Annotated in this window: 14 protein-coding genes; 10 read left to right on the top strand and 4 right to left on the bottom strand. The window is 71.3% G+C overall.

Annotation, left to right across the window (positions count from 1 at the left end):
* Positions 1 to 70 precede the first annotated feature (70 nt).
* Positions 71 to 1084 carry an MBL fold metallo-hydrolase gene (locus tag CCZ27_RS14380; protein WP_385962252.1) on the top strand — a complete coding sequence of 338 codons (1014 nt, stop codon included), beginning with the start codon at positions 71 to 73 and terminating at the stop codon, positions 1082 to 1084.
* On the opposite strand, the gene CCZ27_RS14375 is transcribed toward CCZ27_RS14380, so the two are convergent.
* Entirely contained in the window at positions 1074 to 1886 is an 813-nt protein-coding gene (locus CCZ27_RS14375; protein WP_096449248.1) for a tetratricopeptide repeat protein, read from the bottom strand. The genes CCZ27_RS14380 and CCZ27_RS14375 overlap by 11 nt on opposite strands.
* A gap of 171 nt (positions 1887 to 2057) precedes the next feature.
* Here CCZ27_RS14375 and CCZ27_RS14370 point away from each other — a divergent pair, with 171 nt between their 5' ends.
* The 6 genes from CCZ27_RS14370 (at position 2058) to CCZ27_RS14345 (ending at position 8292) form a co-directional block, all read left to right on the top strand.
* Complete coding sequence (locus CCZ27_RS14370; protein WP_096449246.1) at positions 2058 to 2900, top strand: tRNA threonylcarbamoyladenosine dehydratase; 843 nt, start codon at positions 2058 to 2060, stop codon at positions 2898 to 2900.
* Between the two features lie 16 nt (positions 2901 to 2916).
* Positions 2917 to 3312: a sirohydrochlorin chelatase gene (locus tag CCZ27_RS24350; protein WP_385962257.1), complete on the top strand. Its 396-nt coding sequence runs from the start codon at positions 2917 to 2919 to the stop codon at positions 3310 to 3312.
* 92 nt (positions 3313 to 3404) lie between these two features.
* Complete coding sequence (locus tag CCZ27_RS14360; RefSeq protein ID WP_232516425.1) at positions 3405 to 4460, top strand: efflux RND transporter periplasmic adaptor subunit; 1056 nt, start codon at positions 3405 to 3407, stop codon at positions 4458 to 4460.
* Positions 4461 to 4476: 16 nt separating this feature from the next.
* Positions 4477 to 7713, top strand: a complete 3237-nt coding sequence (locus CCZ27_RS14355) for an efflux RND transporter permease subunit (RefSeq protein ID WP_096449240.1) — start codon at positions 4477 to 4479, stop codon at positions 7711 to 7713.
* On the top strand, positions 7713 to 7922 hold the full coding sequence (locus CCZ27_RS14350; protein WP_096449238.1) for a YgaP family membrane protein: 210 nt from the start codon (positions 7713 to 7715) through the stop codon (positions 7920 to 7922). The genes CCZ27_RS14355 and CCZ27_RS14350 overlap by 1 nt, the downstream gene beginning before the upstream one ends.
* A gap of 61 nt (positions 7923 to 7983) precedes the next feature.
* Positions 7984 to 8292 (top strand): PilZ domain-containing protein, encoded by a 309-nt coding sequence (locus tag CCZ27_RS14345; RefSeq protein ID WP_096449236.1) that lies wholly within the window; start codon positions 7984 to 7986, stop codon positions 8290 to 8292.
* 186 nt (positions 8293 to 8478) lie between these two features.
* Here the strand turns inward: CCZ27_RS14345 and CCZ27_RS14340 are convergent, their stop codons facing one another.
* Complete coding sequence (locus tag CCZ27_RS14340; RefSeq protein WP_096449234.1) at positions 8479 to 8991, bottom strand: disulfide bond formation protein B; 513 nt, start codon at positions 8989 to 8991, stop codon at positions 8479 to 8481.
* A gap of 266 nt (positions 8992 to 9257) precedes the next feature.
* A complete protein-coding gene (locus CCZ27_RS14335) occupies positions 9258 to 10178 on the bottom strand; it encodes a LysR family transcriptional regulator (protein WP_096449232.1) in 921 nt (306 codons plus the stop codon).
* A gap of 98 nt (positions 10179 to 10276) precedes the next feature.
* Here CCZ27_RS14335 and CCZ27_RS14330 point away from each other — a divergent pair, with 98 nt between their 5' ends.
* Together CCZ27_RS14330 and CCZ27_RS14325 are read left to right on the top strand one after the other, a co-directional pair.
* Positions 10277 to 10876: an FMN-dependent NADH-azoreductase gene (locus CCZ27_RS14330; protein ID WP_096449230.1), complete on the top strand. Its 600-nt coding sequence runs from the start codon at positions 10277 to 10279 to the stop codon at positions 10874 to 10876.
* 91 nt (positions 10877 to 10967) lie between these two features.
* Complete coding sequence (locus CCZ27_RS14325; RefSeq protein ID WP_096449228.1) at positions 10968 to 11846, top strand: pirin family protein; 879 nt, start codon at positions 10968 to 10970, stop codon at positions 11844 to 11846.
* Positions 11847 to 11946: 100 nt separating this feature from the next.
* Here the strand turns inward: CCZ27_RS14325 and ybiB are convergent, their stop codons facing one another.
* A complete protein-coding gene (gene ybiB, locus CCZ27_RS14320; RefSeq protein WP_096449226.1) occupies positions 11947 to 12885 on the bottom strand; it encodes a DNA-binding protein YbiB in 939 nt (312 codons plus the stop codon).
* Positions 12886 to 12914: 29 nt separating this feature from the next.
* On the opposite strand from ybiB, the gene CCZ27_RS14315 reads away from it, so the two are divergent.
* A complete protein-coding gene (locus CCZ27_RS14315; RefSeq protein WP_096449224.1) occupies positions 12915 to 13796 on the top strand; it encodes an NAD(P)-dependent oxidoreductase in 882 nt (293 codons plus the stop codon).
* Positions 13797 to 13807: the final 11 nt, after the last annotated feature.

Below are 13807 nucleotides of genomic sequence, written 5' to 3'. Positions count from 1 at the left end.
CGTTCCGGCTCCGGCGTGACCAAAGCACGCGAACAAGGGCGCGCCGGCAGCGTAGGCTGAGGCGCAAGTCATGACTGCGCAAAAAGAGCAGACGCAAACGGGGGAGCTTGTCGTGCAGCATCTCATCACCCATCTGCATGGCATCCATGCGGTCGATTCGGGCTATGGCAGGCCGATGCTTGCCGCCATCCACATCATCGTGCACAACGGCCATGCGGCGGTGGTCGATACCGGCAGCAATGCCTCGGTGCCGCGCGTACTGTCGGCGCTGGCGCGACTGGGCATCGCCCCGGAAGCGGTCGACTGGGTCCTGCTCACCCACATCCATCTCGATCACGCCGGCGCCGCCGGCAGCCTGATGTGCGCCCTGCCCAAGGCCCGGCTGGTGGTGCACCAGCGCGGCGTGCGCCACATGGTGGACCCGGCCCGGCTATGGGAGGGCACCTCGGCGGTGTATGGGGCGGAGCGGGCGTTCGAACTCTACGGCCGGCTCGTGCCGGTGGCGCCGGAGCGCATCGTCGCGGCGACCGACGGGCTGGAGATCGACCTGGCCGGACGGCGCCTGCGCATGCTCGACACGCCCGGCCATGCGCGCCACCACATCTGCATCTGGGACGAAACCGCCTGCGCCTTCTTCACCGGCGACACCTTCGGGCTTTCCTACCGCGAACTGGACGTCGATGGCCGGGCCTTCATCATCCCCACCACCACGCCCACGCAGTTCGATCCGGCGGCGATGCATGCCTCGATCGACCGCCTGCTGTCGTTCCAGCCGTGTTCGATGTACCTCGCCCACTTCAGCCGCGTCACCGAGGTCGAGCGGCTCGGCGCCGACCTCCACCGCCTGATCGATACCATGGTCGCGGTGGCGCAGGCGGCGCGCGGCGAAGGGGTGGCGCGCCATGTCGAGATCCTGGCCGGGCTGGAACAGGTGGTGCGCGAGGAAACCGCACGCCAGAGCTGGGCCCTGTCGGAAGACGATGCGCTCGAACTGCTGCGCATGGATCTGGAACTGAACGCGCAGGGCCTGGGCGAGTGGCTGGACAGCCGGCGCGAAGCGGCTGCCGGTCTCGTCAGCGCGTAGGCGGTTCCGGCATGGCGGGCGGGGCGGCGGTCGCCGGTGCCGCGTCCTCGCCCTGGCCGCCGTCCCGGCCTTCGTCCTGGTCATCCCCGCCCAGTGCCTGAAGGCGGGCCGCCGCCGCCAGGTCTCCCTGGCGGGCGGCGGCGGCGTACCAGTGGACCGCAAGCCGCTTGTCCTGCGGCAGGCCGTAGCCTTCCTCGTACATGTTGCCGACCAGGAACTGCGCACCCGCCTCGCCGGCGCGGGCCGCCGCCAGGTACCACTGCGCCGCCTGCACGTAGTCGGGCGCGGCACCGGCGGCGCCGACGAAGTACATCGTCGCCAGCGCGACCTGCGCTTCCACGTGTCCCTGCTCGGCCGCCCGGCGATACCACTCCCTGGCGGTCGCGGCAGACCTGGGGACGCCGTCGCCGCGGTCGTAGATCTGCGCGAAACGGTATTGCGCCTCGGCCAGGCCGGCTCCGGCCGCCCGGCGCAGCCAGCGCCAGGCGGCGTCGCCCGTGCCGGCCGGTGCGCGGGTCTCGCCCCGGTACAGCATCATCGCGTAGTTGAACTGGGCGAGCCGGTTGCCGGCGCGGGCGGCCTGCTCGAACAGCCCCGCCGCTTCATCGATGCGCCCGGCCTCGTAGGCGGCCACGCCCGCCTGCGCGACGTCGGCCGAGGGCGCCGACGCCGCCGGCCGGGACAGCGACAACAGGAGCACGCAGGCCAGGAGGCCAGACCAGCGGCCCGCCGCGGCGAGACAGTTCGAGTGCGTGCGGGGGCTCGCGAGGGGGTGTCCTGCTGCATTCGCATTCGGTGTCATGATGGCCTTCAGGGCGGGCGTGGAGTGCAGGAAGCGCGGCGGATGCGGATTGGAACCTGCATGTCGGCATGAGTTCAGCCGTCGCCGGGCCGCTGCGGTAACATGCGCTGACCCTTGCCGGCCGGCGCAATGCGCAGCCAGCCGGCGGCAAAGCGCAGGACCCCCCTCCCGATGACGACCGGACTCTCCATCGACACCCCCACCGCAAGCGCGCCGGCCGCGCCCGACCCCGAACGCCGCTTCGGCGGACTCGACCGGCTGTACGGCTCGGGCACCGTGCATGCGCTGGCGCAGGGGCGTGCCTGCGTGGTCGGCATCGGCGGCGTCGGGTCCTGGGTCGCCGAGGCGCTGGCGCGCAGCGGCGTGGGGCGGATCACGCTGATCGACCTCGACCACGTCGCGGAATCCAACATCAACCGCCAGGCGCATGCGCTCGACAGCACGCTGGGGCAGGCCAAGGTGCTGGCGATGGCGGCGCGCATGCGCGACATCAACCCCGGCTGCGGGGTCGATGTCGTCGACGACTTCCTCACCGCCGAGAATGCCACAGACCTGCTCGCCGGCGTCGACGTGGTCGTCGATGCGATCGACGACGTGCGCGCCAAGGTTGCGATCGCCGTGGTGTGCCGCGAGCGCCGGCTGCCGCTGGTGATGGCCGGCGGCGCGGGCGGCAAGCTCGACCCCGGCCGTATCCGCGTCGACGACCTGTCGCGTACCGAGCAGGACCCGCTGCTGGCCAAGGTGAGGGCGCGCCTGCGCAAGGAGCACGGCTTCACCCGCGACCCGAAGCGCAAGTTCGGCATCGAGGCCGTCTATTCCACCGAGCCGCTGCGCTATCCCGCGCCCGCCGCCTGCGACGTCGGCGAGGCGCCGCACGGCGGCACCGCGCCCCGGGGGCCGCAGGGGCTGGCCTGCGCCGGCTATGGGTCCAGCGTGGCGGTCACCGCCAGCGTCGGCCTGTTTGCCGCGGCGAGGGCGATGGAACACCTGCTGCGCGTGCGCAGGCCGGATTGATCCGGAGGGGACGACCGTGAACGGACAAGCAGGCGGGACTGGGTCGGCGGTGATCCTGTTCGGGCATGGCGCCCGCGATCCGGAGTGGGCGCGGCCGATGCAGCGCATCCGTGCCGCCTTGCAGCAGGACGGGGGGGGGCTGCCGGTGGAACTCGCCTTCCTCGAGTTCATGACGCCCACCCTGCCCGAAGCGATTGCCCGCCTCGCCGCCGAGGGCGTGGGCCGCATCGCGGTGGTGCCGGTCTTTCTCGCCCAGGGGGGGCATCTGAAGCGGGACCTGCCTGCGCTGATCGGGCAGGCGCAGGCCCTCCATCCGGAGTGCCGGATCGTGCTGGCCGAGGCGGCCGGCGAGGCCGACGGCGTGATCGCCGCGATTGCGGATTACGCAAAGGGCTGCCTGCGCGCGATGTAGGCCGGCGGTGTGGTGGAGCGTGGCGTGCGGAACGCCGGCGCGGCGTTGACGCTAAAGTTTATAAGAATATACTTATAAACATGAAAGCGCTCATGATCCCGCCGTTTCTCGTCGCGCTCCTCGGCAGTGCGGCGTTCGCTGCGCAGGCCGACGTGCCCGTCGTCCGCATCGAGGCGCATCCGGTGATGCGCGCCCAGCCCGCCGAGGCCACCATCGAGGCAGTGCGGCAGTCCGTGCTCGCCGCGCAGGTGGCGGGCCGCGTGGTGGAACTGGCGGTGGATGCCGGCGACGCGGTGCGCCGCGGACAGGTACTGATGCGCATCGATGCCGCGGAAGCCGCAGCGGCAGTGGCGGGAGCCGATGCCGGCGTGGCGCGGGCCGAAGCCGATCTCATCAACGCGCGCGCCGAGTACGAGCGCGCGCGCAGCCTGGTCGAGCGCAGGTTCGTCAGCCAGTCCGCGCTCGACCAGGCCCGCACCCGCTTCGACGCCGCCGAGGCGCAGTTGCGCGCCGCGCGCGCCGGCCGCGGCCAGGCGGCCACCGTGCAGGGCTATACCACCATTGCTTCGCCGCTGGATGGCCTCGTGGCTGCACGCCACATCGAGCGCGGCGAGATGGCGCAGCCGGGCCGCGTGCTGCTGACGGTGTATGACCCGACCGCGATGCGCGCGCTGGTCGACCTGCCGCAGCAGCGCATCGCCGAACTCGGCGGTGCGGCGGCGCTGCGCGCGCGCATCGAGCTGCCCGACCGTGGGCGCTCGATCGACGCGGCGGCCGTCACCGTGCTGCCTGCCGCCGATGCCCGCACCCACACGGTGCGCGTGCGCGTCGATCTGCCGGCGGGCACCCAGGACGTGCTGCCGGGCAGCTTCGCCCGCGTCCATTTCCACTCCGCCGATGCATCGACGCAGACGGCGCCGGTGATGGTGCCGCCCGCGGCGGTGTTGCGCCGCGGCGAGCTGACGGCGGTGTATGTCGTCGACGGGCGCGGCGGATTCACGCTGCGCCAGGTGCGCATCGGTCAGGCGGTCGGCCCGCAGGGCGAGGTCGAGGTACTGGCCGGGCTGGCGGGGGGCGAATCGGTGGCGGTCGATCCGGTGCGGGCGGGCATCGCCGCGCAGGCGGCCGGGCCGGTCGCGGGACGCTGAGCGCGGAGCACCGGCGATGGAAGACCGACTCGGCATCTCCGGCCGCATCGCGGCCGGCTTCCAGCGCAACGCGCTGACGCCGCTGATCGCGCTGGTGCTGCTGCTGGCCGGCGTGTTCGCGACGCTGATCACGCCCAAGGAAGAGGAACCCCAGATCGACGTGACCATGGCCAACGTGCTGGTGCCTTTTCCGGGCGCCTCGGCGCGCGACGTCGATGCGCTGGTGGCGCGGCCGGCGGAGCAGGTGCTGTCGCGCATGGCCGGCGTCGATCACGTTTATACCGTGTCGCGGCCGGGCATGGCGGTGATCACCGTGCAGTTCGAGGTCGGCGTGCCGAACCAGACCGCGCTGGTGCGGCTGTACGACACGGTGCATTCGAATTCCGACTGGCTGTCGCCGCAACTTGGCGTCGGCACGCCGCTGGTCAAGCCCAAGGGCATCGACGACGTGCCCATCGTCAGCCTCACGCTGTGGACGGCCGACCCCGCGCGCGCGGGCTTCGACCTGCAGCAGGTGGCGCGCGCGGTGGAGACCGAACTGAAGCGCATCGACGGCACGCGCGACGTTGCCACCGTCGGCGGCCCCGGCCACGTGATCCGGGTGCAGATGGACACCGAGCGCATGAACGCGCACGGCGTCACCGCGCAGGACCTGCGTGCGGCGCTGCAGCTCGCCAACGCGTCGCAGCCGGCCGGCAGCCTGGTCGCCGCCAACCGCGAGGTGCTGGTGCAGACCGGCACCTACATCGAATCGGCCGAAGACGTGCGCCGGCTGGTGGTCGGCGTGCACGACACCAGGCCGGTGTTCCTGCGCGACGTCGCGCAGGTGGACGACGGGCCCGACCAGCCTTCGCGCTACGTCTGGTTCGGCTCCGGCGCAGCGGCTGCCGGGCAGGGGCTCTTTCCCGCGGTGACGCTGGCGGTCTCGAAGAAGCCGGGCGCGAATGCGTCCGACGTCGCGCAGGCGGCCATCTCGCGCATCGAATCGCTGCGCGGCGCGCTGATCCCCGACGGTGTCGAGGTCACGGTGACGCGCGACTATGGCAAGACGGCGAACGACAAGGCCACCCAGCTCATCGGCAAGCTCGTCTTCGCCACCGCGGCGGTGGTCGCGCTGGTGTTCTTCGCCCTCGGCCGCCGCGAGGCGGTGATCGTCGGCATCGCGGTGTCGCTGACGCTGGCGGCGACGCTGTTCGCGTCCTGGGCCTGGGGCTTCACGCTGAACCGGGTGAGCCTGTTCGCGCTGATCTTCTCCATCGGCATCCTCGTCGACGACGCCATCGTGGTGGTGGAGAACATCCACCGCTGGCACACGCTGGAGCCGGACACGCCGTTGTGGAAGCTGATTCCGAAGGCGGTCGACGAAGTGGGCGGGCCCACCATCCTCGCCACCTTCACCGTCATCGCCGCGCTGTTGCCGATGGCCTTCGTGACCGGGCTGATGGGGCCCTACATGAGCCCCATCCCGATCAACGCCTCGATGGGGATGTTCATCTCGCTGGCGGTGGCCTTCGTCGTGACGCCCTGGCTGGCGCAGAAGCTGCTGCGCTCGGTCGATGCGCACCACCACGAGGGCGAGGACAGGCTCACCCGCCGCCTGGACGGCCTGTTCCGCCGCGTGATGGCGCCGATGCTGGACGAGCGCACCGGCGCGCGGGCGCGGATGAGGCTGTGGCTGGCGGTGCTGGCGCTGATCGCCGCGTCGGTGGCGCTGCCGGCGGTGCAACTGGTCGTCCTGAAGATGCTGCCCTTCGACAACAAGAGCGAGTTCCAGGTGGTGCTCGACATGCCGGTGGGCACGCCGGTGGAGGAGACCTCGCGCGTGCTCAACGAGATCGGCGCGCACCTGGCGACCGTGCCGGAGGTGACGGACTGGCAGTCCTACGCCGGCACCGCGGCGCCGATCAATTTCAACGGCCTCGTGCGCCAGTACTACCTGAGGAGCAGCCCGGAGATGGGCGACATCCAGGTGAACCTGGTCGACAAGAAGGCGCGCCACCGCAAGAGCCACGAGACCGCCGTGGCGGTGCGCGAGGCGGTGACGGAGATCGCCCGCCGCAACGGCGGCAATGCCAAGGTGGTCGAGGTGCCGCCCGGCCCGCCGGTGCTGTCGCCCATCGTCGCCGAGATCTACGGGCCCGACTACGCGGGGCAGGTCGAGGCGGCGAAGAAGGTGCGCGCGGCGTTCGAAGGCACGGCCGACATCGTCGGCGTCGACGACACGGTGGACGAGGCTGCGCCCAAGCTCGTGCTGCGCGTGGATCAGGCCAAGGCGGCGCGCATGGGCGTGGCGCAGGCCGACGTCGTCGAGGTGGTGCGGCTCGGCCTGTCGGGCGAGGACGTCACGCCGGTGCATGGCGGCGACAACAAGTACGAGATCCCGGTGCGCATCCAGTTGCCGTCGGTGCGGCAGTCGGACGTGGCCAACCTGCTGGCGATGAAGGTGCGCGCCGGCGACGGGCGGCTGGTCGCCATCTCCGAACTGGTGCAGGTGCACGAGACCACGCGCGAACAGGTGCTGTACCGCAAGGACCTGCTGCCGGTGGTGTACGTCACCGGCGACATGGGCGGCAGGCTGGATTCGCCGCTCTACGGCATGTTCGACATCCGCGGCAAGGTGAAGGACATGGAACTCGCCGGCGCGCCCGGCCTGGGCGGCACGCTGGGCGAGTGGTTCATCCGCCAGCCGGCCGACGCCTATGCGGGCTACCAGTTGAAGTGGGACGGCGAGTGGCAGATCACCTACGAGACCTTCCGCGACATGGGCGCCGCCTACGCCGTGGGGCTGGTGCTGATCTACCTGCTGGTGGTGGCGCAGTTCCGCAGCTACCTGGCGCCGCTCATCATCATGGCGCCGATCCCGCTCACCATCATCGGCGTGATGCCCGGCCATGCGCTGCTGGGGGCGCAATTCACCGCGACCTCGATGATCGGCATGATCGCGCTCGCCGGCATCATCGTGCGCAATTCCATCCTGCTGGTGGATTTCGTCAACCAGCAGGTGCGCGAGGGGATGGCCTTCGACGAGGCGGTGATCCGCGCCGCCGCGGTGCGCGCCAAGCCGATCGGCCTCACCGCGCTGGCGGCGATGATCGGCGCGCTGTTCATCCTCGACGACCCGATCTTCAACGGGCTGGCGATCAGCCTGATCTTCGGCATTCTCATCTCGACGCTGCTGACGCTGGTCGTGATCCCGGTGCTGTACTACGCGGCGATGCGCAACCGCCTCGCCCGGCTCAAGGAGGAAGACTGATGGCGCTCAACGTCAACAAATTCGTGCGCATCTTCGCCGGCGCCTTCGTGCTGATCTCGCTCGCGCTCGGCGTGGAGGGCTCGCCGCTGTTCGTGAACAAGAACTTCCTGTGGTTCACCGTCTTCGTCGGCGCCAACCTGTTCCAGAGCGGCTTCACCGGCCTGTGCCCGCTGGAGAACATCCTGCGCAGGTGCGGCGTGAAGGACTGACCGGACCGCCGCCCGCGGGCGGGATAGAATGGGCTCCCTTCCATTCCACCCGCCCGTCATCATGAAAGACAGAAGCGGCCGCGACGACCGGCGCCTCGACCGCCGCATCCCGATCGGCTGCCCGGCGCTGATCCACCTCGGCGAAGGACGGCGCATCCCCGCGAAGTGCATGGAACTCGGCGTAGGCGGCATGACGCTGCATGCCGCCTACGTGCCCGGCGAGGGCGAGGTGCTCGAGGTCGCGGTCGCCGCGCCGGAGGGCGGGATCGAACGGCCGCCGCTGGTGGCCCGGCTGCGGGTGAAGCGCTGCAATGCGCTGGGCGGCGGCATGTACGAGATCGGCGGGGCGATCGTGCGCGTGGTCGGCTGAACCGGCCCGCGTCCGGGCGGCCGGTCCGGCCTTCTGCCCGGCAGCGCTCAGGCCGCTTCGCGCAGCGGTTCGAGGCGCGCCTGGAACAGCCGCGTCAGCGCGCTGTGCGGCCGGGTGGTCAGGCGCTCGGCGACGAGCGCGCCGGCCGCCGGCAGGGCGGCGCGGCGTGAGCAAGCGGGGCGCCGCTCAGCCGCCGCTGCGGCGCAGCGCCAGCCAGGCCGAGAAGGCGATCACCGCGCAGAAGCACAGCAGCGACCAGTTGGCCAGCGACAGGCCGAGAAAGGTCCAGTCGATCGTGGCGCAGTCGCCCGCGCCGCGAAAGATCATCGGCAGCGACTGGCCGAGCGGGAAGCTCTCCAGCAGGTACTCCAGGCCGGGGCCGCATTCCGGGATCTCCGGCGGATTGAGCTGCATCCAGCTCTGGCGCGCGGCGACGCCGGCACCGGCGAGTGCGGTGATGCCGGTGAGCAGGGCATACACCCGCGCTCCCGTGGCGGCCGGGCCGTGCAGGGCGGCGATCAGCGCGATCAGCGCGACGGCCACGAAGGCATAGCGCTGCATGATGCACATCGGGCAGGGCTGCAGGCCGACGACGTGCTGCAGGTAGAGGCCGCCGCCGAGCAGACCGACGCAGATGGCGAAGAGCGCGAAGAACAGGGTACGGGCCGGCAGGCGGCAGATTTGCTGGAGCAGTGACATCGGAGCGGAGGATCGTCGTTGGTGGTTGATCGGTCGTGCGGCGCGGACCCGGGCCGGCGGCGACGCGATTGTAGGCGATGAAGTCCGCCAGCCTTTCGCGCGCCCCGCTTTGGCGCGCATTTCCCGCGCAAGTTCCGCGCTCGCCGGACTGCCTTCGCGTCGCCGCGCCGGCCTTGCACGGCCGGCCCGTTCCGCAGGAGCAGGGCGGCGCTCCGCAACCCCCGCCCGGGCGAGGACGGGCCCCCTTCCGGCGGCCGGGCAGGCGCTCAGATTTCGGCTGGCGGCAGGGCGTCGTCGTCGAGCGCGGCCTGCAGCATGTCGATGAAGGCGCGGGTCTTGGCCGGCATCAGGCGGCGCCCCGGAAACACCGCCCAGGCGGTGTGCGAAGGCAGGCACCAGTCAGGCATCACCCGGCGCAGTTCGCCGCGGCGCACGCGCGGATTCGCCGCGAACTCCGGCACCGCAGCGATGCCGGCGCCGGCGCGCGCCAGGCGGATCAGCAGTTCCGGCGAGTTCGCCGTGGTGCGCCCCGGCGGCACGCCTTCCCAGCGCTGCGGGCCGCGCTGCAGGAGCCAGGGGATGGGGTCGCCGCTGCGGGCGAGCAGGCGCAGGGCCTCGTGTTCGCCGAGATCGTCGGGCGACAGCGGCTCGCCGTGCTCGGCGAGGTAGGACGGCGCGGCGTACAGGCCGTGGGGAAAGACGGCGATCCGCCGCGCGGCGAGCAGCGAGTCGTCGGGCAGGGTGCCCATGCGCAGCGCGACGTCGAAGTTCTCTCCCAGCAGGTCGACCCGCCGCGGCGACAGGTCCAGTTCCAGCGAGATGTCCGGATGCATCGCGATGAAGGCGGCGAGCATGTCGGTGAGCAGCAGGTTGGCGAAGTCGCTCGGCATCGACACGCGCAGCCGGCCGCGGGGCCGCGCCTGGCGATGTTCGGTCAGCGCCCGCACCGCGTCCACCTCGGCGGCGACCTGATGCGCATGCTCGAGCAGGTGGTGGCCGAACTCGGTGAGCGTCAGCCGGCGGGTGGTGCGCAGCATCAGGCGTTCGCCCACGCGCTCTTCCAGCAGCGCGATGCGGCGCGACACGGTGGACTTGGGCAGGCCGAGCCGTTCGGCGGCGCGGCTGAAGCTGCCGGCATCGGCGACGCGGGCGAAGATCAGCAGGTCGTTGGGTTCGAACTGTTCCATGGTCGGGACAATGTAATCCGTTTTTCGATCTTATGTGAGCGTGTTGGCAAGATTAAAGTGTGTCTCACCCAATCTCGTTCAGCACAGAGGACCGACACATGAACATCCTGCAGATCAACTCCAGTGCCCGCCGCGAAGGCGCCAACTCCACCCGCGTCGCCAACGACGTCGCCGCCCGCCTGCTGGCGGCCAACGCCGGCGCGAAGCTGTCGGTGCGCGACCTCGCCGCCGACCCGGTGCCGGTGCTCGACGAAGCCGGCCTCGGCGCGCTGTTCACGCCGGCCGGGCAGCGCACGCCGGAACAGGCTGCCCGCGTGGCGCTGTACGACGCGCTGATCGCCGAGGTGCAGGCGGCCGACGTGCTGGTGCTCGGCGTGCCGATGTACAACTTCACCGTGACCGCCCAGTTCAAGAACTGGATCGACGCGATCGCCCGCGCCGGCGTCACTTTCCGCTATACCGAGAATGGCCCCGAGGGCCTGCTGACGGGCAAGAAGGTGTTCGTCGCACTGGCGCGCGGCGGCCTGTACCGCGGCACCGAGCGCGACACCCAGGTACCCTACCTGAAGACGGTGCTCGGCTTCCTCGGCATGACCGACGTGCGCTTCATCTACGCCGAGGGCCTCAACATGGGTCCCGAGGCGGCGCAGAAGGGCTTTACCCAGGCGGCCGCGGATCTGGAAGCCGCGCTCGCCTGACGGTCCGGCGTGCGGGGCGCCGTCCGGTGCCCCGCCGCGATCCGATGACGGCGGGCCGCTCCCGGCGGCCCGTCTTTTCAGGAGGAGGAACATGACGATCCAGACCGCACCTCGCACCGAACAGGTCGCCCATCCCCGCAGCGTCGAGCGCCTGGTGGCCGGCAAGGCGACCTCCGATGGCGCCGGCGTGAAGCTCACCCGGGTGCTGACGCAGCCGCTGCAGCGCAGGCTCGATCCCTTCCTGATGCTCGATGCCTTCGGCAGCGACCGCCCCGACGACTACATCGCCGGTTTCCCCGATCATCCGCACCGCGGCTTCGAGACCATCACCTACATGATCGCCGGCCGCCTGCTGCATCGCGACAGCGCCGGCCACGAGGGCCTGCTGGAAAACGGCGGCGTGCAGTGGATGACCGCCGGCCGCGGCGTGATCCACTCGGAGATCCCGCAGCAGGAAGAAGGCATGATGGAAGGCTTCCAGTTGTGGCTGAACCTGCCCGGCCGCGACAAGATGTGCACGCCCTGGTACCGCGATTTCGCCGCCGGCGAACTGCCGCGCTTCGCCACCGCGGAGGGTGTCGAGGCGACGGTGATCGCCGGCGGGAGCCACGGCGTCGCCGGCGCGGTGACGCGCGAGGCGACCGCGCCGCTGTACCTGGACCTGCACCTGCCCGCGGGCAGCCGTTTCGCCCAGGCATTGCCGGCGGGGCACAACGCCTTCGTCTATGTGTATCGCGGCGAGGGGGACGTGGGCGGCACCGCGGTGCCGGTGCAGCGCATGGCCATCCTCGCCAACGACCCGCAGGCCGACGGCGTGGTGATCGAGGCGCGGCAGGATGCCAGGGTCCTGCTGATCGCCGGCCAGCCGCTGGACGAGCCGATCGCGCAATACGGGCCGTTCGTCATGAATACCGAGCAGGAGATCTATCAGGCGCTGAGCGATTTCCGCGACGGCCGGCTGGCGGCCTGAGATCCCGGGCCGGCGCCCCGCTTCCGCCGCGGGAGCGGCGCCGGCCCTGTTCTTGCGCCGGCCGGGCCGTGCGGCATGAAGCCCGCGCCGCGGGACGCGGTCAGGTCTGGTCCGGCAGCGGGGCGTCCGCCGCCAGTTCGGCCAAGGCCGCGACCTGCGCCCGGACGGGCTCCGGCACCGCTTGTTCGCCGGCCAGCATCGCGCGGATGATCGCGGCGTTGTCGGCCACCGACGGCGTATCGGGCAGGCCGGGGAGCGGCGGGGCGCCGCCTTCCTCTGCCGGCACCGCGATGCGCCCTTCGCCGTCGGCATACACCTTCAGTTCGGGGCAGCGCCGCGGATTGGCGTAGATCTCGCCTTCGGTGCCGCGCAGCAGCATCGCCCGGCCGCCATCGCGGCGCAGGAAGCCGTCCATGCGCTCGAGGTATTCCGGATGCGTCACCGCCACCACCCGCACGCTGCGCCCGATCGCCGGGTCCAGCAGCTTGGCCATGGTGTGGCCGCTGCCGCGCACGCCCATGCGCGGACGCAGCGACAGCAGGCGGTCGAGCCCCGGCAGCAGTTGATCGACGCGCAGGCAGGCCAGCCGCGAGGCGGCCAGTTGCGCCGCGGCCGACGCGGCGTTGGCCGCGGGCTCGATGCCCAGCGCGGCGAGCAGTCCGAAGGGGCTCACCCGGGTCTCGAAGTCGTGCCGCCCCTGGATCAGCACCGGCACGCCCCGGCGCGCCAGCAGCAGGGCGACCAGCGGCATCAGGTTGGGCTGCCGGCGCGCGCCGTTGTAGGTCGGCAGCACCACGCAGCGCGGGCCGGCCGGCACCGCGACCTGGGCGCAGCGCGCGTCCATCGCCTGCTTGAAGCCGAGCAGTTCGTCCAGCGATTCGCTCTTCACCCGCAGCGCGATCAGGATCGCGCCGAGTTCGAGGTCGGGCACCTTGCCGTCGAGGATGTCGCCGAACAGGTCCGCCGCGGTGGGAATGTCGAGCGGCCGCGAGCCCTTGGCGCCCCGGCCGATTTCCTTGATGATGGGTCCGTAGTTCATCGCGCGATTATTCAAGGAGGACGGCGTAAATGGAAGTCGGATTCATCGGACTCGGCTTGATGGGGCGTCCCATGGCACTCAACCTGCTGAAGGCGGGGCACCGGGTGCATGTGTGGAGCCGCCGCCGGGCGTCGATGCAGCCCTTGCTGGAGGCCGGTGCCACCGGCTGCGCCAATGCCGCCGAAGTCGCGCACCGGGCGCCGGTGACGATCAGCATGGTGGCCGACGCGCCCGACGTCGGGCAGGTCACGCTCGGTCCGGGCGGCGTGGCCGACGGCGCGAAGCCCGGCCACGTCCATATCGACATGAGCACGATCGCGCCCGCCGCGGCGCAGGACATCGCCGCGCGCCTGCGGGAAAGAGGGATCGTCGCCCTCGATGCTCCGGTTTCGGGCGGCGAAGCGGGTGCCATCGCCGGTACGCTGACCATCATGGTGGGCGGCGACGAGGCGGCGTTCGGCATGGTGAAGCCGCTGCTCGGGGCCATGGGCGGGTCGGTGACGCGGATCGGCGCGGCGGGCGCCGGCCAGGTGGCCAAAGCCTGCAACCAGATCATCACCGGCGTGGGCATCGCGGCGGTGGCCGAGGCGCTGAACTTCGCGGCCAGCAGCGGCGTGGATGGCGGCAGGGTGCGCGAGGCGCTGCTCGGCGGCTTCGCCTATTCGAAGATCCTCGAGAACCACGGCCAGCGCATGCTGGAGCGCAACTTCAGGCCCGGCTTCAAGGCATGGATGCACCAGAAGGACCTGCGCATCGTCATGGAGGAGGCGCACCGGCTCGGCCTCGCGCTGCCGTCGGCAGCCGCGGCCGCGCAATTGTTCAACGCGATGGCCGGCAGCGGCCTCGGCGACGAGGACTCGGTGGCGATGCTGAAGCTGCTCGAGCGCATGAGTGGAGGGCCGGGGCAATGAGCGGCGCAAAG

Source organism: Thauera sp. K11 (assembly GCF_002354895.1).
In the GTDB taxonomy this organism is placed as follows: Bacteria; Pseudomonadota; Gammaproteobacteria; order Burkholderiales; family Rhodocyclaceae; genus Thauera; species Thauera sinica.
This window is presented reverse-complemented; position numbering and strand designations above follow the sequence as displayed.